Genomic DNA, 24,940 nt, shown 5'->3' on the forward strand with positions numbered 1-24,940 from the left:
ATCTCCTCCTTCAATGGACCGGTTAAAATCAGAAGGGGCTCTTCGCCGGGATGTCCGGCCACACGAGCACCGTCGATCCCCACGAGAGTCCCGCACCGAACGCGGTGATCAACACCCGATCACCCGGCCTCAGCTCGCCCGTGGAGCAGGATTCCGCGAGAACGAGGGGGATGGAAGCGGCCAGAGCGTTACCGACCCGGTCGATGTTGGCGGGAACCCGGTCCTGCGCAATATTCAGACGCTGGGCGACCGACGTGAGAATTCGAATGTTCGCCTGGTGCCCCACGAAACGATCCACGTCCGCCACCGCCCAGCCGGCGCGGTCCAGCACTGTGTTCGCCGACGCCGTCATCCGCGCCAGCGCGTGTTGGAAGATGGCCCGCCCGGACATCGACAGGTACCAGTCCTCCGTCGGCACGTCCTGCTTGCCGAGCCCGGTTGATGCGCGCTGCCGGGAACCGCCTGCCGATACCGCGAGCAGATCGGCGTTCTCGCCATCGCTGCCCAGATCGAACGGGCCTATCGCGCCCTTTTCGCCGGGACTCCCGCGGCGCAGCACCACCGCGCCGGCGCCATCGCCGAAGATCGGCGCCGTCGTCCGATCCGCCGGGTTGACGAACGTGGAGAACGCTTCCGCACCGATGAAGAGCACCGTCTCGGCGATGTCGGCGGCGATGAGCCCCGCGCAGGTGGCAAGCCCGTACACGAAACCGCTGCAGGCGGAAGTCAGGTCGAAAGCGGCGACCCCACCCATGCCCAGCCTTGACGCCACCTCCGGCGCGCCCGCCGGACAGGTCCGATCAGGCGAGGTAGTGGCAACGACGACCGCGTCGACGAATCGCAGACCAGCCGACTTCAGCGCTCGTTCGCCGGCTTCGACCGCGAGGTCCACTGTCGCCGCCCCGCCGGAGACCTCGCGGCGCTCCCGAATCCCAGTGCGGCTTTCTATCCACTCCTCGGAAGTGTCCAGCCGCGAGCACAGGTCGCTGTTGGTCACCACCGACGGCGGCAGCCATGCCCCCAACCCCGCAATTACAGCACTCGCTGCCATCTTCCCAACTCCATCATCCCTGCGGCGTCTTCATTGCCGAAACGGCCAACAGAAGAAGACGAGCATCGCGCGACCGAAAGGAAACGGCCGACCGCATCCCGAGCCTTGCCGGGAAGCGCGCGCAGGCCGAATGCAAAGCCGTCCACCAGGATCGGCAGCCGTGCCCGAACCGCGTCGTTCAGCGACTTTTTACGGCAACGCCATCCGTCCGATTTCGGCACCAGCGCCGTTCGTCACCAAGGCGCGAAAACACGGCAATCACATCGACTGCTCGATGCGATCGACACGACTCGATCCCGCTTCGGCAACGCCGAGTTCGTTACCTTCAGTAGCCTCATTTTCAATGCAACAGGAGGCTACCCGAGGTCCACACGGGACGACAAGATCCCTCGCAGTGTGTTGGCCGACACACGGCTCTGGGCGCGCCGGGTGGAACGCATCAAATTCCCGACAAAAATCGAGCCGGGATGGACCGCCCGGACGCTTCGGGGTATCTGCGCGCGCGATCCCGGAATCACATCCGAATTGATGATCCGGAAAATCGCTATCACCGGTGCGCCCGCAGTGCGCTGGCGCGCCACTCCGGACATGGTTGTTTCATCAGGATTTCACCGCGCGCTCGTGGCCGATCCACCGTTCTCCGTGCACGCCCACACCCGCTGGATCCCGCCTCTCGGAGTTCCCGGTGGCCGTCGGCGCTCCGCGCAGAAGTGCACGCGCTTGCCCTTCAGCTCGCCGGGCGGGCATCATCGCAGCTTCCGGCACCGGTCTTCGGTCACGATCCCCGCCCGACCATCCAGTCGAAGCCGTCGTCGACGGCTGTGCTCACTTGAAAGCCGTCTGACGTCTCCGGAACCGCAGGGGGCTTCCCGGGGTTTGATTGACACCTGATGTGTGAGGCTCCCTCCGGGGACCGCCCTTCATCGAGGCGGCGATCCGCACTGGCACGTGCACTCACGATCGTTAACATCCTGCGGCCCCTTCAGGGGGCCGCCCTTCATCGGGGCGTCGCGCGGCCGACGGCGGCTATCACTGCCGGGCGGGTGCACTTGCAGCGCCAGGGGCTGCCCCTCATCAGGCCCCGCGTCGCGCACCAACCGTCCAGAACCCCAAGAATCCCGACAATCGCACGTAGGGCAACCAGCCCTCCCCATTAGCTGGCTCAGCTGGCACCCAACCCGCGACGACGCACCCAACACGGCCGGACACAGGCGCGCAAAACGAATCCTCCCAAAATCCTCCCATCAGCGCCCCGGGCAGCACTTCCAGACCACAAAGGACAGACAAACAAGATCAATACCAATCAAGCAGAAAGCCCGCTGACCTGGACATTCGATCCAGATCAGCGGGCTTCTCGCGCGGTGGGCGCAGCTGGGTTCGAACCAGCGACCCCTTGCTTGTAAGGCAAGTGCTCTTCCGCTGAGCTATGCGCCCCGGGCGCGGCCGTCCGAAGATCGGCCGCGCTTCGGCCGGATCACTGTACCGACCGGGAACCGCCGGGCCTCACGCGGCCAGTTCGGCCAGCGCCTTCTTCCAGACGTTCTGGTCGCGGGCCTCGCCGGGCTGGTTGACCTCGGCGAAGCGGACCTTGCCGTCCTTGTCGATGAGGAAGGTGCCGCGCAGTGCCATGCCCGCCGGCTCGTGGAACACGCCGTAGGCCTTGGCGACCTCGCCGTGCGGCCAGAAGTCCGACAGCAGCGGGAAGGTGTAGCCCTGCTGCTCCGACCACGCCTTCAGCGCGAACGGGGTGTCCACCGAGACGCCCAGCACCTGCACCTGGTCGTTCTGGAAGTCGGCCAGGTCGTCGCGGACCTGGCACAGCTCGCCCTGGCAGACCCCGCTGAACGCGAAGGGGTAGAACACCAGCAGCACGTTCTTGTCGCCCTTGAAGCCGGACAGGGAGACCTGCTCCTTGTTGTAGTCCGGCAGCGTGAAGTCCGGAGCATCGGCGCCGACCTCGACCGTCATGCGCGCACCCTTCTGTTCGGCCTGTGCACGTACGCCGCCGAACCTACACCGATCACGCACACCTGGGCACCGGCGGCAGGTCGCCACCGGTGCCCAGTAGTGGGTACGGCGATCCGCTCGGCGCTGGGCCGAACTCGTCAGCGCTTGGACTTGGCCTTGCGGTAAGCGAGCCTGGTACCCATCCAGGCTTCCCCCAGACTCGCGTTCGAGGTCTGGGCCAGGTTGGACGTGGACGCTGCCTCAGCGATGTCACTGGGTTCCACGTAGCCGTCCCGACCGGTCTTCGGCGTCAGCACCCAGATCACCCCCTCGTCGGCAAGAGGCGTCATCACGTCGAGGAGCGTGTCCGTCAGGTCACCGTCATCGTCCCGCCACCACAGCAGCACGACGTCGACGACCTCGTCGGCATCCTCATCGAGCAGTTCGCTCCCGCAACGCTCCTCGATCGCGGCACGAACGGCGTCGTCGACGTCCTCGTCCCAACCGATCTCCTGAACGACCATCTCCGGCTCGATGTCGAGCCTGTCGGCGACGTCGACCTCGCTCTTGCCGGCGTCTCCCGCGGCGACCACGGCGTTCTCACTCCTCCAATGCGGTGGTGCGGTGCCTCCACCGCACCCAGGTTGGGCAGATCTGGCCGATAGCGAACACTGCGAACCGCTTCCGGCGCAACTGCTGGGCGCACGACACGCCGGTATCCGGCGTGGAACTCGACTGTAGGCGCCCGCATCCAGGTCAGGCTAGAACGGTACCGCCAAGTAATGACCGCGGTGCACGCAGCGGCCGTGAAGATGGGGGACCATGGGACGTGTCGGGCGTCACCCCAGCCCGCGACAAGCACCGCAAGCAGTCGAGGAGTTCCTTTGCCCGCGCACAGCAACGACGTCGGCGGCACCCCGCAACGGGTGCGGGTCATCCGAGACGGTCTCGCCTCGCATCTCCCGGACATCGATCCGGAGGAGACCGAAGAATGGTTGCAGTCGTTCGACACGATGCTCGGCGAGCACGGCCAGCAGCGTGCCCGCTACCTGATGCTCCGCCTGCTGGAGCGCGCCCGCGAAGGCGGCGTCGGCGTTCCCGCCCTGACCAGCACCGACTACGTGAACACCATCGCCACCGACCAGGAACCGTGGTTCCCCGGCGATGAGGAGGTCGAACGGCGCTACCGCGCCTGGATGCGGTGGAACGCTGCGATGATGGTGCATCGTGCACAACGGCCCGGGATCGGCGTCGGCGGGCACATCTCCTCGTTCGCCTCGTCCGCCAGCCTCTACGAGGTCGGGTTCAACCACTTCTTCCGCGGCAAGGACCACCCCGGCGGGGGCGACCACCTCTACATCCAGGGCCACGCCTCCCCCGGCATCTACGCCCGCGCCTTCCTCGAAGGCAGGCTGACCACCGACCAGCTCGACGGGTTCCGCCAGGAGCACTCGCACGCGGGCCCCGGTGGCGGGCTGCCGTCCTACCCGCACCCGCGGCTGATGCCGGACTTCTGGGAGTTCCCCACCGTGTCGATGGGCCTCGGCCCGATGAACGCGATCTTCCAGGCCCGGTTCGACCGCTACTTGCACGACCGCGGCATCAAGGACACCAGCCAGCAACGCGTGTGGGCGTTCCTCGGCGACGGGGAGATGAACGAGCCCGAATCGCGCGGACTGCTGCACGTTGCGGCGAACGAAGGGCTGGACAACCTGACGTTCGTCGTGAACTGCAACTTGCAGCAGCTCGACGGGCCGGTGCGCGGCAACGGGAAGATCATCCAGGAGCTGGAGTCGTTCTTCCGCGGCGCGGGCTGGAACGTCATCAAGGTCGTGTGGGGCCGCGAGTGGGACTCGCTGCTGCACGCCGACCGGGACGGCGCGCTGGTCAACCTGATGAACACCACGCCCGACGGCGACTTCCAGACCTACAAGGCCAACGACGGCGCCTTCGTCCGCGAGCACTTCTTCGGCCGCGACCCGCGCACCAAGGACATGGTCAAGGACCTCACCGACGACGAGGTGTGGGCGCTGCGCCGCGGCGGCCACGACTACCGGAAGGTCCACGCCGCCTACAAGGCCGCCACCGAGCACCACGGGCAGCCCACCGTCATCCTCGCCAAGACGATCAAGGGCTACGGGCTCGGCCCGCACTTCGAGGGCCGCAACGCCACGCACCAGATGAAGAAGATGACCTTGGACGACCTCAAGCTGTTCCGGGACAGCCTGCGGATCCCGATCAGCGACGAGCAGCTCGAAGCCGACCCGTACCTGCCGCCCTACTACCACCCCGGTGAGGACGCTCCCGAGATCCAGTACCTGCGGGAACGCCGACAGCGGCTCGGCGGCTACCTGCCGGAGCGGCGGGTGAAGGCGAAGTCGCTCGTGCTGCCCGGCGACGACGTCTACGACGTGATCCGGCGCGGCTCCGGCAAGCAGGAGGTCGCCACCACGATGGCGTTCGTCCGGCTGCTCAAGGACCTCGCCAAGGACCCCGAGGTGGGACCGCGGATCGTGCCGATCATCCCGGACGAGGCGCGGACCTTCGGGATGGACTCGATGTTCCCGTCGCAGAAGATCTACAACCCGAACGGGCAGTCCTACACGCCGGTCGACTACCGGCTGATGCTCGCCTACCGGGAGAGCGAGCAGGGGCAGATCCTGCACGAAGGCATCAACGAGGCCGGGTCCAGCGCCTCGTTCACCGCCGCGGGCACCGCCTACGCCACCCACGGCGAACCGATGATCCCGATCTACATCTTCTACTCGATGTTCGGGTTCCAGCGCACCGGCGACAGCCTGTGGGCCGCCGGGGACCAGATGGCGCGCGGGTTCCTGCTCGGCGCCACCGCCGGGCGCACCACGCTCACCGGGGAGGGCCTGCAGCACGCCGACGGGCATTCGCTGCTGCTGGCGGCGACGAACCCCGCGGTGGTGTCCTACGACCCGGCGTGGGCGTTCGAGGTCGCGCACATCGTCAAGGACGGGCTGCGGCGGATGTACGGGCCGGACGCCGAGAACGTCTTCTACTACCTGACCGTCTACAACGAGCCGTACCGGCAGCCCGCCGAACCGGACGACGTGGACGTGGACGGGCTGCTGCGCGGGCTGTACCTGTTCCGCCGCGGCACCGGTGGCTCCGTCCCCGCGCAGGTGCTGGCCTCCGGGGTGGCGATGCCGGAGGCGCTGCGCGCGCAGCAGCTGCTCGCCGAGGAGTGGGACGTGCGGGCCGACGTGTGGTCGGCGACCTCGTGGACCGAGCTGCGCCGCGAGGCCGAGTCCGTCGACCGGCACAACCTGCTGCACCCCGACTCCGAGCCGAAGGTGCCGTACGTGACGCGCGCGCTGCTGGACACCGACGGGCCGGTGGTGGCGGTCAGCGACTGGATGCGGGCGGTGCCGGACCTGATCCGCTCGTGGGTGCCGGGCGACATGGTGAGCCTGGGCGCCGACGGGTTCGGCTTCTCCGACACCCGCCCGGCGGCGCGCCGGGTGTTCCTGGTGGACGCCGAGTCCACCGTGGTCGCCGTGCTCGCCGCGCTGGCCCGCCGCGGACTCGTCGACCGGTCCCGGGTCACCGAGGCCGCGCAGCGCTACCGGCTGGGCGATGTGCGAGCCGCCGGTCCGCAGACCTCCGAGTCCGGCGACGCCTGAAACGGACCGCCACCCGGGCCGCTCGGCGGAGCGGGTGGCAGAACCTCAGCGGGATGATCGCTCGCGACGTCCTCGCGCGAATCCCGCTGAGAACCACCGGATGGTCCTGTTCCGCGCCGGGTCGCTGCTCAGCGGGGAATCGGCAGGACCCACCGCCCAGGTCCGGGCGAAACGGGCCGCCCCGCGACGGCCGGGCCCGTTCGCCGTTCAGACCCGGGTCGGGGCCAGCTGCTGCGACTTGGCGGTGCGGTTCCAGCTCCACCAGCCGTGCATCACCAGCGCGGCGAACACCACGTAGATCGCGGCGCTGAAGTGCAGCCCGGACGCCAGCTGCAACGGCACCCCGACCGCGTCCACGGCCAGCCACACCAGCCAGAACTCGACCAGACCGCGGCCCTGCGCCCAGAACGCGACCGCGGTACCGACGAAGATCCAGGCGTCCGGCCACGGCGCCCAGGAGGCGTCCAGCGCGGTCAGCAGCAGCGCGAACCCGGTGGTGGCCGCCGCCAGCACGCCCAGCAGCACCAGCCGCTCGCGCGCGGTCCCCTTGCGGACCGCCACCCCGTACACCGGGTCGCTGCGGCGGCTCCACGCCCACCAGCCGTACACCGAGATCAGCAGGATCACGATCTGCCGGACGGCCAGCCCGCCGAGCTGCGCCGACGCGTACACCGCGAACAGCAGCACCGTCGCCGTCACCTGCACCGGCCAGGTCGCCAAGGTGCGGCGCTGCGCCAGGAAGACCACGGCGAGCGCGCACAGCTGCCCCACCAGCTCTGCCCAGGAGATCTGCTGGCCCAGCACGGTGATCCCGTTGCCGAGCAACCATTCCGCCGCAGCGCGCACAACCCACTCCTCCCAGCCGGTCCTGGCGCCGGGGATGGTCGGGAACGCGACGGGCGCCGGTGCCGCGGACGGCGACCGGTTCCGGTCAGGTACCCGTGCGCCGCCTCCCATCCGGACTGTCACCGTCGGTTCCGGAATTCCACCGGATCGGCCGGGCTCCCCGGGCCGGGTTCGGCCGGGAGGCGCCGGTTCGCGGACTGTCACCGCCGGTTCGGAATCTCACCGAGCCCCGGAGCGCACGACTTCTCGTACTCCTGCCAACATCGTCGACCGCGGGAGTTGTTCCGTCGCCAACTGGTGGCTCGGATCACACCACGGGTGAGTCGTCGCTCAAGTGATCGAACAAACGTGCGTCGCGGGGTACAGTGGCGATCTCCGGTTGAACGGATCTCATCGGCCGGGCGGCGAGCGCTCGACGCGAAGGGGGTGGCGGGGTGAACGACGTCGATCAGGCGATCCTGGCGTTCGAGAGCGAGTTCTGGCGCTACCCGGGCAGCAAGGACCGCGTCATCCAGGAGCGGTTCGGCCTCTCGCCGACGCGCTACTACCAGCGGCTCAACCGGTTGCTGGACGAGCCGGAGGCGCTGGCCCAGCAGCCGGTCCTGGTGAAGCGATTATTGCGGATGCGGGCCGAACGCTCCGATCGTCGAGCGGCGGCCCCCCGGCGCTGACCTCCGCCGAGTTCGACCGCCCACGGCCCGCCCCTCGGCTCCGGGCGCGGGGAACTCGGGCAGCAGGACCGCGGCGGCTTTCTCCCGGAGACCCCGGTCTCGGGAACTCCGGCGACTCCCTCCCCCGGGAACCGGCGAAGCACCCACCGCGCGCGAGGACGAGCCGTGCGGTTCCGCCCCCACCCAGGCGATGTGCGGCCGAGCGGTGGCCTAAGCGTCCGCGGCGGCCTGCTGCTCCGGGGTGAGCTGGCGCTCCTGCTGGATGCGCACCAGGTCCGCGAGCAGCGGCGCGGCCTGCGCCGGTGACAGCGCGGCGAACGCGGCCTTGATCGACTCGACGTCGCCCGCGGTCTGCGCGGGAGCCGGTGGAGCCTGCTGCTGCGGCACGGCGGGCGCCTGCTGCTGCGGGGCGGCCTGCTGCTGCGGCGCTGGGGTCTGCGTGGCGAGCAGCCCGTTGACGAGGTCCACCAGCATCGCCACCGGGGTGCGCGGTCCGAGCGCGGTGTTCCAGCCGGCGATCTGCCCTTCCGGCCCGCGCGGGCCCAGCAGCTCGTTCTCGATGCGGCGCAGGATCGCGTCCTGTTCGGGCGTCATGTCGGCGTTCTCCTGTTCACTCGTGGCGAGTTCGGCCCGGAAGCGGTCCAGGTCGACGTGGCCGGGGTCGATCTTGCCGGTCACGCTGGTCTCCTTGTGCCCGCGCGCGGCCTCGGGAGGTGCTCCGATGTGGTCGAGCACGGCCCTGGTCGCGGTCAGCGCTGCGGCGTACTGCTCGGGGCTGGGCCCCTGCTCGACGCCCTGGTAGTCCCATTCGAAACCGACGTAGAGCACGTTGCCGTCGCCTTCGGGCACCGGCCCGGAGGCCCGCGCCTTCCCAGCGTGGTTGGCGCGCCCGGCGGAGATCAAGTGCACCACGCCGTCGAAGCCGATCAGCCCGTGGCACAGCGGCCCGGCCAGGTCGGACCGCCCGTCGACGACGAGCTGCAGGCTCGGCGCCGGGTCCTCGTAGGAGGCGACCGTGGCGGTGTGGTGCTCCAGCACCCCGACGGGTTCGGGCTGCGCGCCCGAGTTCGCGGTGCGTTCCAGCCATCCGGGCGTCTCCACGACGGTGAGCCCCGCCGCCCGCAGCACGTCTCCCAGCCACACCAGCGGCAGAGCCATCGCCATCACTCCCCTGGCGGCCGTCGGTGGCCGCGTCGCCTGCTCCCATCGTGTCCCGCGGTGCGCCGCACCGGCCACGCCTGATCGGATGAAATGCCGCTGCGCTGCCGGTTTCCGGGGGCCGAACCGGGCGTGGCGAGCGGGCGACGCCGCGCCGGACCCCGGTCCCGCCTACCTGGTCGCCCGGTCCGCGGTGCACGCGGTGCCCGGCACCGGGCGTCGCGGGGGCGTGCGATTCTGGCGGCATGCATTCCGAAGGCGCAGGTGAACAAGGCGAACGCATTTCCTCGACCACCCTGCGCGCACTGGAGCGGGCTTCCGGTGACCTGGCGACGGCGAGCGTCGGCGCCATGGAGCAGCGGTTGCCGTGGTTCCGCAGGCTGCCCGCCGATCAGCGGGCGAGCGTGCTGCTGGTGACGCAGACCGGGGTGTCGAACTTCGTGGCCTGGATGCAGGATCCGACGGAGGCCATCCGGTTGACGGCGGAGGCGTTCCGCGCCGCTCCGAAGGACCTGTCGCGGTGGGTGAGCCTGCGGCAGACGCTGGACCTGGTGCGCGCGGCGATCGACGTGTTCGAGCAGCGGTTGCCGGAGCTCGCCAAGCAGGAGGCGGAGCGCACCGCGCTCACCGAGTCGATCCTGCGCTACACGCGGGAGATCGCGTTCGCGGCGGCCACCTCGTACGCGGCGGCGGCCGAGGCGCGCGGTGCGTGGGACGCGCGGCTGGAGGCGCTCGTCGTGGACGGCATCGTGCGCGGCGACCCCGAGGAGTCGCTGCTGTCGCGGGCCGCCGCCCTCGGCTGGGAGCCGGGTTCGGAGGCGACGGTGCTGGTCGGCACGGCCCCCTCCGACGACCCGCCGACGATCATCTACCAGGTGCGCCGGAGCGCGGCCCGCGCCGGACGTCCGGTGCTGCTCGGCGTGCAGGGCACCCGCTTGGTGGTGGTGTTCGGCGGCCCGTCCGACGACCACGGCGCGCCGGCGGCGGCGGACAAGCTGGCGGAGGCCTTCGACAGCGGCCCCGTGGTGGTCGGCCCGACGGTGGCGAGCCTGTCCGAGGCGCACCGCTCGGCGGCGGACGCGATGTCCGGCCTGCGGGCGGTGGTGGCCTGGCCGACGGCGCCGCGCCCGGTGCTGGCGGAGGACCTGCTCCCGGAGCGCGCGCTGGCCGGTGATCCGGAGGCGGAGCGCCAGCTGGTCGAGGGAATCGTGCTGCCGCTGGTGGACGCGGGCGGTGCGCTGCTGGAGACGGTGGACACCTACCTGGAGCTGGGCGGGGTGCTGGAGAACTGCGCCCGGCAGCTGTACGTGCACCCGAACACGGTGCGGTACCGGCTGCGCCGGGTCGCCGAGCTGACCGGCCGCACCCCGGCGAACGCGCGGGACGCCCTGGTGCTGCGGGTAGCGTTGTCCGTGGGCCGGCTGGCGCGGGCCCGCGGCCTGTGGTGATCGGTCCCGTGTCGGCACCGGACCGGCACGAGCGACAACGAATCACGGTGCGTGATGCCCGAATCGTCGTTGTCCTTGTAGACACTCCACAAGATTGTGCCTCGGACTTCGTCCGTACCGGCATCACGCCGATCTCGGTCGGCCATGTGTAGTAGCAGGGTGATCGCGCTCCTCGCTCCCGGACAGGGCTCCCAGGCCCCCGGCATGCTCTCCCCGTGGCTCGAACCGGACGGCGCCCGCGAGCGCGTCGAGGCCTGGTCGGAGCACGCCGGCCTGGACCTGGTCCGGTTGGGCACCACCGCCGACGCGGACGAGATCAAGGACACCGCGGTCACGCAGCCGCTGGTGGTGGCGCTGTCCCTGCTGGCGGCCGAGCAGCTGCGCGCCCGCTTCGACGTGCCCGCGGAGACCCCGGTGGCTGGTCATTCGGTGGGCGAGCTGGCGGCGGCGGCGATCGCAGGCGTGCTCTCCCCCGACGACGCGGTCGCGCTGGCCGCGGTGCGCGGCCGGGAGATGGCGGCGGCGTGCGCCCTGGAACCGACCGCGATGTCCGCGGTGATGGGCGGGGACCGGGACGCCGTGATCTCCCACCTGGAGTCGCTGGGCCTGGACCCGGCGAACTGCAACGGTGCGGGCCAGATCGTCGCGGCCGGCCGCAAGCCCGCGCTGGAGGCGCTGGCCGAGGAGCCGCTGCCGGGCACGAAGGTGCGTCCGCTGGCCGTGGCCGGGGCGTTCCACACCCGCTTCATGGCTCCCGCGCAGGACGCGTTCGGCGCGCGGGCGCAGGAGGCGGCGGCGAAGGACCCGGCGTTCCCGCTGCTGTCCAACTCGGACGGCTCGTTCGTCGAGTCCGGCGACGAGTTCGTGCGCCTGCTCGTCGCGCAGATCACCCGGCCGGTGCGCTGGGACCACTGCATGACCGCCCTCGCCGAGCGCGGGGTGACGGCGGTGGTCGAGTTCCCGCCCGCCGGTGCGCTGACCGGCCTGGTGCGCCGCGAGCTCAAGGGCACCAAGACCGTGGCGCTGAAGAAGCCCGAAGACCTCGACAAGGTCGCCGACCTGCTGGCAGCGGACTCCGAGGAGACCGCCCAGGACGCGAACACCTCTGGGAGCGATGCGTGAGCACACCGACCCTGCGCAAGTCCACCGGACCGGCGGCGACCAAGCTGCTCGGCTTCGGTAGCACCCAGGGCAACCGGGTCGTGACCAACCACGACCTGGCCGAGATCGTCGACACGAACGACGAGTGGATCCAGCAGCGCGTCGGCATCGTGCACCGCCGCCTCGGCGACGAGGACCAGACCGTGGTCTCGATGGCCGTGGAGGCCGGTTCGAAGGCGATCGCCGACGCGGGCCTGACTCCGGCCGACGTCGACCAGGTGATCATCGCGACCTGCACGATGCCGGGCGGGATCCCCAACGCGGCCGCGCAGGTCGCCGACAAGATCGGCATCAAGGCCTCCGGCGCGTTCGACCTCAACGCCGCCTGCGCCGGGTTCTGCTACGCGCTCAACACCGCATCGGACATGGTGCTGGCCGGTTCGGCCCGCCGGGTGCTGGTGATCGGCGCGGAGCGGTTCCAGGAGTGGATCGACTGGGAGGACCGGGCGAACTGCATCATCTTCGCCGACGGCGCGGGTGCGGCGGTCGTGGGACCGGCCGACGAGCCGGGCATCGCCCCGGCCGCGCTGGGCAGCGCGGGTGACCTGGTCGACACGATCTACCTGCGCGACGGCAAGTACATCTACCAGGAGGGCCAGTCGGTCTTCCGCTGGGCGACCACCCAGATCGCGCCGGTGGCGATGCGGGCCGTGGAGCTCGCGGGCCTGGAGCTGTCCGATGTGGACGCCCTGGTCGCGCACCAGGCGAACCTGCGGATCGTCGAGGGCATCGCCAAGAAGCTGCAGAGCCAGGGTGCCCGCGACGACCTGGTGGTCGCGCGTGACATCGTCTACTCGGGCAACACCTCGGCCGCGTCGATCCCGCTCGCGATCGACCACATGCGGTCGGCGGGCGAGCTCTCCAGCGGCGATGTGCTGCTCCTGGTCGGTTTCGGGGCGGGATTGTCCTACGCCGGCCAGGTCGTGATCTGCCCCTGAGCGCGTCCGCGCTCACCGGAACCGCCGCGGGCACGTCCGCGGTGACCACCGCAACAACGAAAGGAACCATCGTGGCGAACGAGGAAATCGCGCAGGGTCTCGCCGGCATCGTCGAAGAGGTCGCGGGTGTGGACGCCGACGAGGTCACCGTCGAGAAGTCCTTCGTCGACGACCTCGACATCGACTCGCTGTCGATGGTCGAGATCGCCGTGCAGGCGGAGGACAAGTTCGGCGTCAAGATCCCCGACGACGAGCTGGCGAACCTCAAGACCGTGGGTGATGCGGTGGACTACATCACCAAGAACGCATGACGGCGACCGACGTCGTCATCACCGGGATGGGCGCGACGACACCACTCGGTGGTGACGTCGCGTCCACCTGGGACGGTCTGCTGACCGGTCGCAGCGGGGTGCGCAGGCTGACGGCGGAATGGGTCGACAAGTACGACCTGCCCGCCAAGATCGGCGCTCCGCTGGTCGTGGAGCCCGCCGAGGTGCTGCCCCGCGTGCAGCTGCGCCGGCTGGACCGCTGCCAGGCGATCGCGATCATCGCGGCCCGCCAGGCCTGGAGCGACGCCGGTTACGACATGCCCACCGACGAGCACCAGTCGGTGGATCCGGATCGGCTCGGTGTCGCGCTCGGCACCGGGATCGGCGGTCCGGTGACGCTGCTCGACCAGGACGACCTGCTGGAGCAGCACGGGCTGCGCAAGATCTCGCCGCTGACCGTGCCGATGCTCATGCCCAACGGGCCCGCGGCGCACGTCGGCATCGACCTGCGCGCGCGAGCCGGGGTGCACTCCCCCGCCTCCGCCTGCGCCTCCGGTGCGGAGGGGCTGGCGCGCGGGTGGGACATGATCCGCTCCGGGCAGGCCGACGTGGTCGTGGCCGGTGGCGCCGAGTCCTGCATCCACCAGATCACCGTGGCCGGGTTCTGCCAGGCCCGGACGCTGAGCACCCGCAACGACGAGCCCGAGCTGGCCTCGCGCCCGTTCGACACGGGCCGGGACGGCTTCGTCCTCGGCGAAGGCGCCGGCGTGGTCATCCTGGAGAGCGCCGAGCACGCCAAGGCGCGCGGAGCGCGGATCTACGGCCGGCTGGGCGGGGTGGGCATCACCTCCGACGCCTACCACATCACCGGCAGCCACCCGGACGGCGTCGGCCAGGTCAACGCGATGACGCAGGCCGTGCGCACCGCGGGCCTGTCCACCTCCGACGTCGAGCACGTCAACGCGCACGCGACCTCCACCGTGGTCGGTGACGTGGGGGAGGCGGCGGCGATCCGCAAGGCGTTCGGCGACGGGGTCGCGCTGACCGCGCCGAAGAGCGCGCTCGGGCACCTCGTGGGCGGCGCCGGTGCGGTCGAGAGCATCGTGACGCTGCTGTCGATCTACCACGGGCAGATCCCGCCCACCCGCAACCTCGACGAGCTCGACCCGAAGGTGGAGCTGGACGTGGTGACGGACAAGCCGCGGCACGTCGAGGTGTCGGCCGCGGTGAACAACTCCTTCGGTTTCGGCGGGCACAACGTGGCATTGGCCTTCACCAAGGCCTGATGTCCCGGCCGCTCGCGCGAGCGCCCCCCCTCCCGGTGCGAACCGGAGGGCGGGGCGCTCCTCGTCGTGCGGCTGCCGTCAGCAGGGCACGGCGAGCGCGCTGCCCGGCAGGCTGTTGGTGTCGAGCCGGAACCCGCCGCCGTCCACGACCATCGGGTAGACCACGCGCCACCGCAGGCACGCCGATTGCATCCCGGCGGGGGCGTCCTTCGGGTCCTGGGTGCTGACGAAGGTCATCAGGACGCGCACCGAGTCGTCCGGGCCCGGTTCGATCCGGTGCACCTTGATGGCGGCGTCGCGCGTGGTGGCGTACTCGCGCTGCCACTTGTCCTCGGGCAGCTGCTGCTGCTTGGCCGCGACGACCGTGGTCTTCCAGGTCTCGTAGCGGCGCGTGTTGATCGCGTTGAAGTGCATCTGGAGGGTCCAGCGGATGTCCGCGTGGTCCGGGTGCGCCTCCGCGTCCGGGGTGAACTCGATGTTGGCGTACTCGGAGCTCTCCGGCTGCCCCGGCACGCCCGGGTCGATGCCCGCGAGCACCGAGTCGGGGTAGTACTGCTGCGCCGCGACCCCGCCGACGCCCGCCGCGATCAGCACGAGCGCGGCGATCGGCACCCCCAACTTCCACCAGGAGTGCTGCGAACGACCGGCCGGAGAATACGACTGCACGCCGATCAGCTTCCCACAGCCGCACGTCCCGCGACCGCACCGGGCGCGGACCGGACCTCGGTCAGCCCACCCGGTGCAGCCAGCTGACCGGTGCGCCGTCGCCCGCGTGGCGGAACAGCTCCAGCTCCGCGTCCCAGGCGGCGCCGAGCAGCTGGTCGACGCGGTGGGTGAACGATTCGGAGCCGCGGCTGTTGGCGGCGAGCGTGCGCAACTGGTCCTCGCTGACGACGATGTCGCCGTTGGCGCTGGTGCGCGCGTTCCACAGGCCGAGCCCGGGCACGTGGCAGAAGCGCTGCCCGTCGATCCCCGGGCTGGGGTCCTCGGTGATCTCGAAGCGCAGCATCGGCCACGCGCGCAGCGCGGTGACGAGCTTGGATCCGGTACCGGGTTCGCCGGTCCAGGTGAGTTCGGCGCGCAACTGCCCAGGCGCCGCGGGTTGCGCCGTCCAGCGGAGTTCCGCCCGCGTGCCGAGTGCGCCGGCAACGGCCCACTCGATGTGCGGACAGACCGCAGACGGCGACGAGTGGACGTAGATCACGCCACTTGTGCTGCCACGGGTGCTCACTGCTGACCTCCGCTGTTCGACGAGGGACGTCTTCCCCTACGACCTCGTCCTGCGGCGATCCGATCACGGGTGATCGGCGTCATTCTGCACGGGCCTCGACCGCGACCGCCACATGAAGTGGGTGAACTCCCCGTACGGGTCGCGCGGTTCGACTACGGTTCGCCGGAGCTCCCCGGCCCACCCGGCGCGGGGTCGTCGCAGTTCCGGGCGCACCCGCGCGACGCAGCGGGCGCCCCGAACGGCGCAACGGAGCAGGTGCGGACGAGTGGCCGATACCACTCGAACGGGGGAGTACGCGGAGTAGGCGAGAATGCCGACCCGGGCCCGGCGGCGGCAGGCCGGCCCGAGCTTCGGGGACGGGAGACGAGCATGCGAGTGGTGCGGCTCGGCGAGGAGCCGACCGAGATCGGCGCGGACATCCGGGCGGCCGTGACGGCCTGGGGGCCGGGCAGCGGCGTGTACGGCGGGGTCGCGGTGTGCGGCGTGCGGCCGCCGGGGGCGCCGCGGGCGCTGGACGCGGTGCTGGTGCTGCCCCGCGGCATCGTGGTGGTCGTCGGCGTGGACCTGCCGGGGTCGGTGCTCTCGCTGGAGGCCCCGGTGCAGACGCCGTGGACGGTGGACGGCTGGCCGCTGCTGCGCCAGGACTCGGCGATGAACCCCGCGCTGGACGCGCTGGAGTCGGCCGCCGCGCTGGCCCGCGCGCTGCAGTCCCGGGGCGCGGAACCGCTGCCGGTGGCCGCGATCATCGCCGTCGGTCCCTACGCGGAGCGGATCATCCAGCCGACGAGCGATCTGCACCGCGGGGTGCGGGTGCTGTACCCGTCCACGACGAGCATGCTCGCGGCGGCCCGCGAGCTCGCCACCTACGAGCGGGCGTGCGGGGTGGAGGCTGCTCGGAAGGTGCTGGGCGTCCTCGACGAGCGCACGCGCCGGATCTCGGTGGCGGAGCTGACCGAGGAGGGCTTCCCGGATTCGGTGGCGCCCGACCTCGCCGTGGCGAGCACGCTGCTCATCCCGAAGGTGGCGGACGAGCCGGCGCCCGGCCCGCCCGCGCGCCCGGACGGCCTGCGGGAGCGGCTCGCCGCGGTGCCGCGCCGCGCGAAGCTGCTGGTGCTGGGCGCGGTGGCGGTGGTGCTGGCCGGTGCGGTGTCCGCGCTGCTGCTGGCCGGTGGTTCGGAGGGGGCTCGGGAGGTCGCGGCGCAGCGGGTGGACGGCGTCGCGTTCACCCGGACCAGCGCCGAGCAGGGCGGGGACTGCACCGAGGCCGCGTTCGGGGACGTGCGGGCCTGGTTCCAGCGGCACCCGTGCGAGGGGCTGTCCCGGCAGGTCTTCGACGGGGAGACGGCGGGCCGCACGGCGGTCGTGTCGGTCGCGGTGGTGGACCTGGGGTCGGCGACCCCGGCGCGGAACCTGCGGGAGCTGCTGAACACGCCCGGTTCCGGCGGCATCGCCGACTCGGGCGCGGAGCCGGGGATGCCGAGCTCGCCGGAGTTCGCGGACGCCGCGGCGGCGGTGCAGCAGACCGGCGGGCGGCTGCGGGCGGTGCAGGCCGCGTGGGCCGAGGGCCGGTCGGATCCGGACGACGTCGCGCTGCGCGCCCTCGCCGAACGGGGCCTCCGCCTGCGCGCCCCGGCGTAGCGGCCACCTGTTCCGCCCGCCGATGAGCGAATCCACGCGCGGGCCGCCCGGGCGTCCTCGGGGGGGCCCTCGCGCGGAGGACGTCCTCTCCGCGGCGGGAGCAGCCGGCGGTTCCGCCGCACCGGCCGAGCACGACGGGTGCGGCGGTTCAACCCCAGAAGGTGGCGGGAGCGGTGGCGCACCCGTCGTCCGAGCAGGCCGGTGCGACCGGGCGCACGTCGGTGCCGTCGATGAGCCACTGCCTGCCGTCGCCGGCGGACACGAGGTACCGGCCGACGCGGTCCACCGACAGCTGCACCTGCTCGGCGGGGACGTCGCCCCCGGTGCCGAACGGAACACCGCCGCCGATCGCCCGGCCGCTGTCCGCGTCGAGCGTGGCGATCCGCAGCCGCTCCGCACCGCCGCAGTCGGTGGCGGCGAGCACCGCGAGGTCCCGCTCGGCCCAGGCGAGCGCGCGCGGCCCGCAGGTCCCGGCGGGCTGCGGCACCGGCGCCCCCAGTTCGCCGGCGCCGGGTGCCACCACGTGGATCGCGGAGTCGGAGGTGAGCACCGCGAGCCGCCCACCACCGCCGACCGCCAGGTCGTGCACCTGCTGCCCGGCCGGAACGGGTATCCGGCGCGCCGGACCGGCTCCGTCGACGACGATCTCGTCGTCGTCGGAGTAGGCGAACAGCCCGTCGCCCGCTGCCAGTGCGGTGCCGCTGCCGGTGCGGTGCGCCACCGGGCGCACGATGCGGTCCGGGCCGAGCACGACGATGTCGCTGCCGCCGTCGGCCGGGACGGTCGCGTACACGCGGTTCCCGTCGGCGGCCAGCGATCCGCGCACCGGCGCGGGCAGGTCGGCGAGCACGTCGTTGCGCTTCCCGGTGAGCACGTCGAACGAGGCGAGCGACGTGGCGGGCGCGGCGACGTAGCTGTTCGGGGCGATGCTGACCGGTTCCGGCGCCCGCGGGCCGGTGGGCACGACCGCGAGGACCACCAGGAACGCGGCGGTGGCGGCGACCGCGATCCCGCCCGCGGCGATCAGCGGGCGCCGCGAGGGCCTGCGGGACCGGCGCTGCCGGGCGGCCAGCAGCCTGGGCAGGGTGTCCCCGCGCGGCTCGACGTCGTCGACGATGGCGTGCAGCGCGCTGCGCAGCTCGTCGACGTCCTGCGTGTCGTTTGGATCCCTCACACCCGCTCCCGCAGCAGATCCGACAGCCGTGCCACTCCCCGCGAGCAGTACGACTTCACCGCACCCTGGCTCACGCCCATCAGCTGCGCGGTGCGCGCTTCGCTGAAGTCGGCGTAGTAGCGCAGCACCACCGCTTCCCGCTGCCTGCGCGGCAGCTGGGTGAGCGCGTCGGCGAGCACCGCCCGGTCCAGTCCGCGCCCGGTGTCGTCCGGACGCGAGTCCTCGGTGGCGATCCGAGGTTGGTACCGCTTGGCGACCATCCGGCGCCGCAGCACCGACCGGGCCCGGTTGAGCACCGCCTGCCGCAGGAACGCCAGCGCCTTCTCCGGATCGCGCAGCCGCGCCCTGGAGTCGAACACCCGCACGTAGGCGTCCTGCACGATGTCCTCCGCGGAGGCGCGATCATCGACGAGCAGCACGGCTATGCGCAGCAGTTGCCGGTAGTTGTCCTGGTAGAGCTCGGTGAGTTTGGTCGTCAGTTCATCCATGGCCGCCAGCCCGTCGCCCGGCCAGGCGGTCACGGGCAATGCGATCGAAACCGTCACATCTCTGCACGACGCCCGAGACCCCCTTCGCGGTTGGCAGCCGACGCGGACCGGATTTCCACCGTTGGCTCCGACCGGCGGAGAGGCGCAGCTTACCGTCCGCCACGAACGGCCTCGCGGAGTGATCGTCGGCCTCGGACGCGACGGCCGGTCCCGGTACCGCGCAGGACCAGCGGAGGCCGGTCCGCGCCGGCCGCGCGGCCTGCGGGGCCACCGCCGCGTCGGGGTTCGCCGCATCCGGCCGACGGTTCGGTCCACAGCGGACGGAGGTGGTCGCGACCTGGCTCCAGCCGGACGCGGCGACGAGTGGGAATCGACACATCCAAGATCGTCCTGATGGTGTAACCGCTGGTCAGCCGATCAACGCCGCGCTCACTCGCCCGTTTGGCAGCCGATGCCGCCGGGTGCGCGTTCGACTACCGTCGGCGGCGACACGGGATCTGTTCCGCGTTCGGCATGCGATGGGAGGATAGGCGGCCTCCCGGCCGCCTGAACCGACATGAAGTTCGGCATCTCGACGTTCAACACCGACGAAGGCATCGGGCCCGCGGAACTGGGTCGTGCTCTGGAGGAACGCGGGTTCGACGCGATGTTCCTCGCCGAGCACACCCACATCCCCGCGAGCCGCGAGACGCCCTACCCGGGCGGAGGCGACCTGCCCCGCATCTACTACCGCACCCTGGACCCGTTCGTGAGCCTCACCGCGGCCGCGGCCGTGACGGAGAAGCTGGTGCTGGGCACCGGGATCGCGCTGATGGTGCAGCGCGACCCGATCACCACGGCGAAGGAGGTCGCCAGCCTGGACCTCGTCTCGGGTGGGCGGGTGGTGTTCGGCATCGGCGCGGGCTGGAACCGCGACGAGATGCGCAACCACGGCACGGATCCGGGCAGGCGCGGCGCGCTGATGGACGAGCGGATCCGGGCGATGCGCGAGATCTGGACCAACGAGCTCGCCGAGTTCCACGGGGAGCACGTCGACTTCGACCCGGTGTACTCGTGGCCGAAGCCGGTGCAGAGCCCGCACCCGCCGATCTACATCGGCGGTGAGAGCGAGCGCTCCTTCGCCCGCGTCGCCGAGTACGGCGGCGGCTGGCTGCCCCGGGCGGGCACCGAGAACCTGGGCGAACTGGTCGAGAAGGTGCGCGAGCGCGCCGGGTGGCGGGTGCCGGTGTCGCTGTACGCCGCGCCGAAGGACGCACCGCTGGAGGAGTACGCGGCGGCCGGGGTGGACCGCGTCCTGTTCTACCTGCCGACGAAGCCGCGGGACGCGACGTTGGAACGGCTCGACCTGCTCGCCGGCGTGGTGGCCCGGCACGGCTGAGCCGCGCGGGGGCGGCCGGTGCCGGCGGCCGCCCCTTACATCCTGGTTACTTCCCGGTCTTGCACTGGACATGGGGGACACCGCAGGCAGATCCTTGCGACTGCTTTGCAGATCGGTGCGATCAACGAGGCATGTTGCGTGCACAACTGCTTGATCGCGGAAACGGAGACCGGGGACGGTGGCGAACACGACGACAACGACGCCGACGGACGAGGCGTCACCACGACGGAAGTGGAGTCCCCGGCAGGTCCTCGTGTGGACGCTGGTGGCAGTGGTGGGGGCCATCGCCTGGGGCGTCATCGCGCTCAGCCGCGGCGAGGAGATCTCCGCGGCCTGGCTGGTGTTCGCCGCGCTGGCCTCCTACGCGATCGGGTACCGGTTCTACGCGCGGTTCATCGCCTACCGGGTGCTGCGGACCGACGACACCCGCGCCACCCCGGCGGAGCGGCTGAACAACGCGGCCGACTTCCAGCCCACCGACCGCAGGGTGCTGTTCGGGCACCACTTCGCGGCGATCGCGGGCGCCGGACCGCTGGTGGGGCCGGTGCTGGCCGCGCAGATGGGCTACCTGCCCGGCACCATCTGGATCATCGTCGGCGTCGTGTTCGCGGGCGCCGTGCAGGACATGGTGGTGCTGTTCTTCTCCACCCGCCGCGACGGGCGCAGCCTCGGGCAGATGGCGCGGGAGGAGATCGGGCCGGTGGGCGGCATCGCCGCGCTCATCGCCGTGCTCGCCATCATGATCATCCTGCTGGCGGTGCTGGCGCTGGTCGTGGTCGGTGCGCTGAAGGGCTCGCCGTGGGGCACGTTCTCCATCGGCATGACCATCCCGATCGCCCTGTTCATGGGCATCTATTTGCGGTTCCTGCGGCCGGGGCGGATCATCGAGACCTCGATCATCGGGATCGCGCTGCTGCTGCTGAGCATCATCGGCGGCAGCTGGGTCGCCGACTCCGCGCTCGCCGGAACGTTCACGCTCTCCGGCAACGAAGTGGTGCTGGCGCTCGTCGTGTACGGCTTCATCGCCTCGGTGCTGCCGGTGTGGATACTGCTGGCGCCACGGGACTACCTGAGCACGTTCATGAAGGTCGGCGTCATCGTGATGCTGGCCGTGTCGATCCTCATCGCGATGCCGGTGATGAAGACCGAGGCGATCACCGAGTTCGCGTTCAACGGCCAGGGGCCGGTGTTCGCGGGCACCCTGTTCCCGTTCGTGTTCATCCAGATCGCGTGCGGTGCGCTGTCCGGGTTCCACGCGCTGGTGTCCTCCGGCACCACGCCGAAGCTGATCGAGAAGGAATCCCAGGTCCGGGTCATCGGCTACGGCGGGATGCTCACCGAGTCGTTCGTGGCGATCATGGCGCTGGCCGCGGCCTGCATCATCGACCCGGGCATGTACTACGCGATGAACATGCCCAGCGCGGCGCTCGGCGACACCCTGCAGTCCGCGTCCGACGCGGTCGCCGGGGTCGGGTTCTCCATCAGCCCCGAGCAGCTCGCCGCCGCGGCCGCCGCCGTGGACGAGGAGACGCTGGTGGGCCGCAGCGGCGGCGCCCCGACCCTCGCCCTCGGCCTCTCCGAGGTGTTCTCGCAGGTCCTCGGCGGGGACGCGATGCGGGCGTTCTGGTACCACTTCGCGGTCATGTTCGAGGCGCTGTTCATCCTCACCACCGTCGACGCGGGCACCCGGGTGGGGCGGTTCATGCTCCAGGACACCGTCGGCAACGTGTGGAAGCGCTTCGGCGACGTCACTTGGAAGCCCGGCATCTGGATCTCCAGCGCGGCCATCGTCGGCGGCTGGGGCTACTTCCTGTGGACCGGGGTGAACGACCCGCTGGGCGGCATCAACCAGTTGTTCCCGCTGTTCGGCATCGCCAACCAGCTGCTGGCGGCCGTCGCCCTCGCCGTCGCGACCACCGTGCTGATCAAGTCGGGTCGGGCGAAGTACGCGTGGGTGACGATCGTGCCGCTGGCCTGGGACGCCGTGGTGACGCTGACCGCCAGCTGGCAGAAGGTGTTCTCCGCGGACCCGAAGCTCGGCTTCTTCGCGCAGCGCAGTGCCTACCAGGCCGCGATCGACGCCGGGGAGACCAGCAAGGGCTCGGCGGCCACCGTCGACGAGATGCGGCAGGTCGTCACCAACTCCACGGTGTGCGGCGTGCTCAGCGTGCTGTTCGCCGTGCTCATCCTGGTGGTGCTCGCCGACGCGATCCGGGTGTGGATCAAGGCGCTGCGCAGCACCGCACCGCTGCCCGACACCGAGACCCCGCACACCGAGTCGGCGCTGTGGGCGCCGTCCGGGCTGGTCCCCACCGCCGAGGAGCGGCGGATCATGCGGGAACGGCGGGAGCCGGAGGACCGGCAGGAAGTGGGCGCGGGGACGTGAGCCCCCGGTCCGCCGCCGCGGGGGGGGGGCGGTCCCGGCTGGGACGCTCCGCCCGCGAGGCCTGGCAGATCGCCCGGGGCATCGTCGGCGAAACCGCCTACGAGCGCTACCTGGAGCACCACCGCGCGCACCACCCCGGCACACCGCCGCTGGGCGAGCGGGAGTTCTGGCGGCGGCACGTGGACCGCGGGGACGTCCAGCCCGGCTCGCGCTGCTGCTGACCGCTGCTGTTCGGGGGCGGAGGTTCCGCCGGGCCTCGCGAGGTGACGGCTGCGGCGGTGCTTGCGAGCTGTTCAGCGGCTCGGCCTCCTCACGCGGCGGCCCCGCCGGAGCACGAGCGGATCTACCGGGCGAGACCGGAAAGCGGGCGCCGAGGTGCGCGCGGCACTCAGGCCGAGGAGCGTCGTCCCCGTCGGATGCAAGCCGACGGCTGGAGGACGCCATGCAGAAGATCACCACGTGCCTGTGGTTCGACGGGCAGGCCGAAGAGGCCGCGCGGTTCTACACCTCGATCTTCCCGGACTCCCGGATCACCGAGGTCCTGCGCCACGGCGAGGCCGGGCCCGGTGCGGCGGGCACCGTGCTCACCGTGACGTTCGAGCTCGCCGGGCAGGAGTTCCTCGGCCTCAACGGCGGCCCCGAGTTCACCTTCAGCGAGGCCATCTCGTTGCACGTCGACTGCACCTCGCAGGACGAGGTGGACCGGATGACGACGCGGCTCACCGCCGGTGGTGAGCAGGGACCGTGCGGCTGGGTGAAGGACCGGTACGGCCTGTCCTGGCAGATCGCGCCCCGCGAGCTCACCGACATGCTGCACGACCCCGACCCGGCCCGCGCCGATCGCGTGATGCGGCAGATGCTCACCATGCACAAGCTCGACCTCGAACCGCTCCGCCGGGCCTACCTCGCGGAATGAGCGGACCGCGCACCCGTTCCGATCACTCATCTCGGAGGTGGTTCGCCGCGGGCGGTGAGGCGGGCGCGGAGGGCCGCGTTCTCCGCTTCCAGCGCGTCGAGGCGGGCGTGCGCGCGGGCCAGGTCCGCTTCGGAGTAGCGGTGCGGGATGTGCTTCGGGCAGTTCCAGTCGTGCGCCTCGACGTCGATCAGCACCAGCCGCTCGACCCGGCCGCCGGCGCGCGGCGCGTCCAGCCGCGCGGTGAGCCGCGGATCCTCGTCGAGCCCGCGCACCGAGGCCCGCCCGAACAGCTTCAACCGGGTCCGCGTCGCGTAGTCCATGAAGAACAGCGCGACCCGCGGATCGCCGCGCAGGTTCCCACCGGTGATGTACTGCCGGTTCCCGCGCACGTCCGCGTAGCCGAGGGTGCGGTCGTCGAGGACGTGCACGAAGCCGGGCGGGCCACCGCGGAACTGCACGTACGGCCACCCGGTCTCCCCCACCGAAGCCAGGTAGCAGCCGTCGCGGGCGGCGATGAACGCGCGCTCCCGCTCCCCCAGCGGATCCGGTTCGAGCCCCACACCGGCGCCCAGTTCGGCGCGGTGCGCGGGACGGCTGCCCTGCTCGACCTGCATGGCGCGCACCGCCGCGGTGAACGCCAGGCGCGCGTACCGGCTCATCGTGCTCCCTCCGACCCGGTGCTCCCTCCGACCCGGTCCACCCTCACCCGAGTCTCGGGCGACCGGGTCCGCGGCCACGCGGAAAGGAGATCCGCTTTGCCGCGAAGGGAAACGGGCGGCGGTTTTCCGCCCGAGCCCCGCGCGGTCTCGGGACCACGCGCCGAGGCAGACTGAACGGTCCACAACGGAGGAGGATGCTGTGAGCGATCTCAAGGTCGAGGACACCAATGTCGGCGAGGGAACCGAGGCCCAGCCCGGCCACGTCGTGACCCTGCACTACACGGGCACGCTCAGCGACGGCTCGAAGTTCGACTCGTCGCACGACCGTGGCGAGGGCCTGACCTTCGTGCTGGGTTCCGGCCAGGTCATCGAGGGCTGGGACAGCGGCGTCGTCGGCATGCGCGTCGGCGGCACCCGCACCCTGACGATCCCGCCCGCCCAGGCCTACGGCGAGCGCGGCGTCCCGCCGATCATCCCGCCGAACTCCACGCTGCACTTCGACGTCGAGCTCCTCGAGGTCAAGTGAGCCACCCGCCCGCCCCCCCGCCCCAGAGGGCGCGGGGGGGTGTGGCGGCGGGCCAAACGGCCAGAATATTAAACTTGTTCAGACCGCTGTGGTCAGCGCGCGGGGGGCTGGTGGTA

The 24,940-nt window shown here is 71.4% G+C and carries 24 protein-coding genes, 1 tRNA gene and 1 riboswitch; of the genes, 13 read left to right on the top strand and 12 right to left on the bottom strand.

Annotated elements, in window-relative coordinates; genetic code table 11:
- Window positions 1-28 precede the first annotated feature (28 nt).
- The 5 genes from LCD33_RS13515 to LCD33_RS13535 all read right to left on the bottom strand — a co-directional run bounded on the left by LCD33_RS13515 (window position 29) and on the right by LCD33_RS13535 (window position 3,591).
- Window positions 29-1,051 (bottom strand): beta-ketoacyl-ACP synthase III, encoded by a 1,023-nt coding sequence (locus LCD33_RS13515; RefSeq protein WP_224966366.1) that lies wholly within the window; start codon window positions 1,049-1,051, stop codon window positions 29-31.
- Entirely contained in the window at window positions 1,033-1,272 is a 240-nt protein-coding gene (locus LCD33_RS13520) for a hypothetical protein (RefSeq protein WP_224966365.1), read from the bottom strand. Before LCD33_RS13520 ends, LCD33_RS13515 begins: the two co-directional genes overlap by 19 nt.
- A gap of 1,141 nt (window positions 1,273-2,413) precedes the next feature.
- Window positions 2,414-2,485, bottom strand: a tRNA-Val gene (locus LCD33_RS13525).
- Between the two features lie 69 nt (window positions 2,486-2,554).
- Window positions 2,555-3,019 carry a peroxiredoxin gene (locus LCD33_RS13530; protein ID WP_224963069.1) on the bottom strand — a complete coding sequence of 155 codons (465 nt, stop codon included), beginning with the start codon at window positions 3,017-3,019 and terminating at the stop codon, window positions 2,555-2,557.
- A gap of 137 nt (window positions 3,020-3,156) precedes the next feature.
- A complete protein-coding gene (locus LCD33_RS13535) occupies window positions 3,157-3,591 on the bottom strand; it encodes a DUF3052 domain-containing protein (RefSeq protein WP_184477758.1) in 435 nt (144 codons plus the stop codon).
- A gap of 291 nt (window positions 3,592-3,882) precedes the next feature.
- Here LCD33_RS13535 and aceE point away from each other — a divergent pair, with 291 nt between their 5' ends.
- Complete coding sequence (aceE, locus tag LCD33_RS13540; protein ID WP_224963067.1) at window positions 3,883-6,651, top strand: pyruvate dehydrogenase (acetyl-transferring), homodimeric type; 2,769 nt, start codon at window positions 3,883-3,885, stop codon at window positions 6,649-6,651.
- 207 nt (window positions 6,652-6,858) lie between these two features.
- Here the strand turns inward: aceE and LCD33_RS13545 are convergent, their stop codons facing one another.
- Complete coding sequence (locus LCD33_RS13545) at window positions 6,859-7,497, bottom strand: nicotinamide mononucleotide transporter family protein (RefSeq protein ID WP_224977909.1); 639 nt, start codon at window positions 7,495-7,497, stop codon at window positions 6,859-6,861.
- A 95-nt stretch (window positions 7,498-7,592) separates the two neighbouring features.
- A riboswitch (FMN riboswitch) is annotated at window positions 7,593-7,737 on the bottom strand.
- 194 nt (window positions 7,738-7,931) lie between these two features.
- Between LCD33_RS13545 and LCD33_RS13550 the strand changes: the two genes are divergently transcribed.
- On the top strand, window positions 7,932-8,168 hold the full coding sequence (locus tag LCD33_RS13550; protein WP_224966353.1) for a DUF3263 domain-containing protein: 237 nt from the start codon (window positions 7,932-7,934) through the stop codon (window positions 8,166-8,168).
- A 210-nt stretch (window positions 8,169-8,378) separates the two neighbouring features.
- On the opposite strand, the gene LCD33_RS13555 is transcribed toward LCD33_RS13550, so the two are convergent.
- A complete protein-coding gene (locus LCD33_RS13555) occupies window positions 8,379-9,326 on the bottom strand; it encodes an N-acetylmuramoyl-L-alanine amidase (protein WP_224961736.1) in 948 nt (315 codons plus the stop codon).
- A gap of 245 nt (window positions 9,327-9,571) precedes the next feature.
- Between LCD33_RS13555 and LCD33_RS13560 the strand changes: the two genes are divergently transcribed.
- The 5 genes from LCD33_RS13560 (at window position 9,572) to LCD33_RS13580 (ending at window position 14,428) form a co-directional block, all read left to right on the top strand.
- Entirely contained in the window at window positions 9,572-10,774 is a 1,203-nt protein-coding gene (locus LCD33_RS13560; RefSeq protein ID WP_224961738.1) for a CdaR family transcriptional regulator, read from the top strand.
- Window positions 10,775-10,918: 144 nt separating this feature from the next.
- A complete protein-coding gene (locus LCD33_RS13565) occupies window positions 10,919-11,896 on the top strand; it encodes an ACP S-malonyltransferase (RefSeq protein ID WP_255614751.1) in 978 nt (325 codons plus the stop codon).
- A complete protein-coding gene (locus LCD33_RS13570; protein WP_224961742.1) occupies window positions 11,893-12,873 on the top strand; it encodes a beta-ketoacyl-ACP synthase III in 981 nt (326 codons plus the stop codon). The genes LCD33_RS13565 and LCD33_RS13570 overlap by 4 nt, the downstream gene beginning before the upstream one ends.
- A 71-nt stretch (window positions 12,874-12,944) precedes the next feature.
- Window positions 12,945-13,184 (top strand): acyl carrier protein, encoded by a 240-nt coding sequence (locus LCD33_RS13575; protein ID WP_373689974.1) that lies wholly within the window; start codon window positions 12,945-12,947, stop codon window positions 13,182-13,184.
- Window positions 13,181-14,428, top strand: coding sequence for a beta-ketoacyl synthase (locus LCD33_RS13580; RefSeq protein WP_224961744.1), 1,248 nt, complete (start codon window positions 13,181-13,183; stop codon window positions 14,426-14,428). The genes LCD33_RS13575 and LCD33_RS13580 overlap by 4 nt, the downstream gene beginning before the upstream one ends.
- A 78-nt stretch (window positions 14,429-14,506) precedes the next feature.
- Here the strand turns inward: LCD33_RS13580 and LCD33_RS13585 are convergent, their stop codons facing one another.
- Together LCD33_RS13585 and LCD33_RS13590 are read right to left on the bottom strand one after the other, a co-directional pair.
- Window positions 14,507-15,094, bottom strand: a complete 588-nt coding sequence (locus tag LCD33_RS13585) for a hypothetical protein (RefSeq protein WP_224966352.1) — start codon at window positions 15,092-15,094, stop codon at window positions 14,507-14,509.
- Between the two features lie 61 nt (window positions 15,095-15,155).
- Window positions 15,156-15,659: a DUF3145 domain-containing protein gene (locus tag LCD33_RS13590; protein WP_224961748.1), complete on the bottom strand. Its 504-nt coding sequence runs from the start codon at window positions 15,657-15,659 to the stop codon at window positions 15,156-15,158.
- A 369-nt stretch (window positions 15,660-16,028) separates the two neighbouring features.
- Between LCD33_RS13590 and LCD33_RS13595 the strand changes: the two genes are divergently transcribed.
- Window positions 16,029-17,297, top strand: coding sequence for a hypothetical protein (locus tag LCD33_RS13595; protein WP_224961749.1), 1,269 nt, complete (start codon window positions 16,029-16,031; stop codon window positions 17,295-17,297).
- 148 nt (window positions 17,298-17,445) lie between these two features.
- Here the strand turns inward: LCD33_RS13595 and LCD33_RS13600 are convergent, their stop codons facing one another.
- Complete coding sequence (locus tag LCD33_RS13600; protein ID WP_224966351.1) at window positions 17,446-18,471, bottom strand: hypothetical protein; 1,026 nt, start codon at window positions 18,469-18,471, stop codon at window positions 17,446-17,448.
- Window positions 18,468-18,992 (bottom strand): SigE family RNA polymerase sigma factor, encoded by a 525-nt coding sequence (locus LCD33_RS13605; protein ID WP_224961753.1) that lies wholly within the window; start codon window positions 18,990-18,992, stop codon window positions 18,468-18,470. Before LCD33_RS13605 ends, LCD33_RS13600 begins: the two co-directional genes overlap by 4 nt.
- A 523-nt stretch (window positions 18,993-19,515) precedes the next feature.
- Here LCD33_RS13605 and LCD33_RS13610 point away from each other — a divergent pair.
- The 4 genes from LCD33_RS13610 to LCD33_RS13625 all read left to right on the top strand — a co-directional run bounded on the left by LCD33_RS13610 (window position 19,516) and on the right by LCD33_RS13625 (window position 23,639).
- The gene (locus LCD33_RS13610) at window positions 19,516-20,337 is read left to right on the top strand and encodes an LLM class F420-dependent oxidoreductase (protein ID WP_224961755.1); all 822 of its coding nucleotides are present in this window, start codon (window positions 19,516-19,518) and stop codon (window positions 20,335-20,337) included.
- Window positions 20,338-20,602: 265 nt separating this feature from the next.
- Window positions 20,603-22,723, top strand: coding sequence for a carbon starvation CstA family protein (locus LCD33_RS13615; protein ID WP_224961757.1), 2,121 nt, complete (start codon window positions 20,603-20,605; stop codon window positions 22,721-22,723).
- The gene (locus LCD33_RS13620) at window positions 22,720-22,944 is read left to right on the top strand and encodes a YbdD/YjiX family protein (RefSeq protein WP_224977910.1); all 225 of its coding nucleotides are present in this window, start codon (window positions 22,720-22,722) and stop codon (window positions 22,942-22,944) included. Before LCD33_RS13615 ends, LCD33_RS13620 begins: the two co-directional genes overlap by 4 nt.
- 221 nt (window positions 22,945-23,165) lie before the next feature.
- Window positions 23,166-23,639 carry a VOC family protein gene (locus LCD33_RS13625; RefSeq protein WP_224961761.1) on the top strand — a complete coding sequence of 158 codons (474 nt, stop codon included), beginning with the start codon at window positions 23,166-23,168 and terminating at the stop codon, window positions 23,637-23,639.
- A 26-nt stretch (window positions 23,640-23,665) separates the two neighbouring features.
- On the opposite strand, the gene LCD33_RS13630 is transcribed toward LCD33_RS13625, so the two are convergent.
- Window positions 23,666-24,298 (bottom strand): pyridoxamine 5'-phosphate oxidase family protein, encoded by a 633-nt coding sequence (locus tag LCD33_RS13630; protein WP_224966349.1) that lies wholly within the window; start codon window positions 24,296-24,298, stop codon window positions 23,666-23,668.
- 199 nt (window positions 24,299-24,497) lie between these two features.
- Between LCD33_RS13630 and LCD33_RS13635 the strand changes: the two genes are divergently transcribed.
- Window positions 24,498-24,824: an FKBP-type peptidyl-prolyl cis-trans isomerase gene (locus tag LCD33_RS13635; RefSeq protein WP_224961765.1), complete on the top strand. Its 327-nt coding sequence runs from the start codon at window positions 24,498-24,500 to the stop codon at window positions 24,822-24,824.
- The last annotated feature ends 116 nt before the right edge of the window (window positions 24,825-24,940 follow it).

Origin of the sequence: Saccharopolyspora sp. 7B (assembly GCF_020177435.1) — a bacterium.
GTDB classification, from domain to species: Bacteria; Actinomycetota; Actinomycetes; order Mycobacteriales; family Pseudonocardiaceae; genus Saccharopolyspora_C; species Saccharopolyspora_C gregorii.

Coding starts and splice junctions, on each gene's coding strand:
- LCD33_RS13580 (WP_224961744.1), top strand. CDS start 13,181: ATGACGGCGACCGACGTCGTCATCACCGGGATGGGCGCGACGACACCA.
- LCD33_RS13530 (WP_224963069.1), bottom strand. CDS start 3,019: ATGACGGTCGAGGTCGGCGCCGATGCTCCGGACTTCACGCTGCCGGAC.
- LCD33_RS13565 (WP_255614751.1), top strand. CDS start 10,919: ATGTGTAGTAGCAGGGTGATCGCGCTCCTCGCTCCCGGACAGGGCTCC.
- LCD33_RS13610 (WP_224961755.1), top strand. CDS start 19,516: ATGAAGTTCGGCATCTCGACGTTCAACACCGACGAAGGCATCGGGCCC.
- LCD33_RS13625 (WP_224961761.1), top strand. CDS start 23,166: ATGCAGAAGATCACCACGTGCCTGTGGTTCGACGGGCAGGCCGAAGAG.
- LCD33_RS13560 (WP_224961738.1), top strand. CDS start 9,572: ATGCATTCCGAAGGCGCAGGTGAACAAGGCGAACGCATTTCCTCGACC.
- LCD33_RS13595 (WP_224961749.1), top strand. CDS start 16,029: ATGCGAGTGGTGCGGCTCGGCGAGGAGCCGACCGAGATCGGCGCGGAC.
- LCD33_RS13555 (WP_224961736.1), bottom strand. CDS start 9,326: ATGGCTCTGCCGCTGGTGTGGCTGGGAGACGTGCTGCGGGCGGCGGGG.
- LCD33_RS13515 (WP_224966366.1), bottom strand. CDS start 1,051: ATGGCAGCGAGTGCTGTAATTGCGGGGTTGGGGGCATGGCTGCCGCCG.
- LCD33_RS13630 (WP_224966349.1), bottom strand. CDS start 24,298: ATGAGCCGGTACGCGCGCCTGGCGTTCACCGCGGCGGTGCGCGCCATG.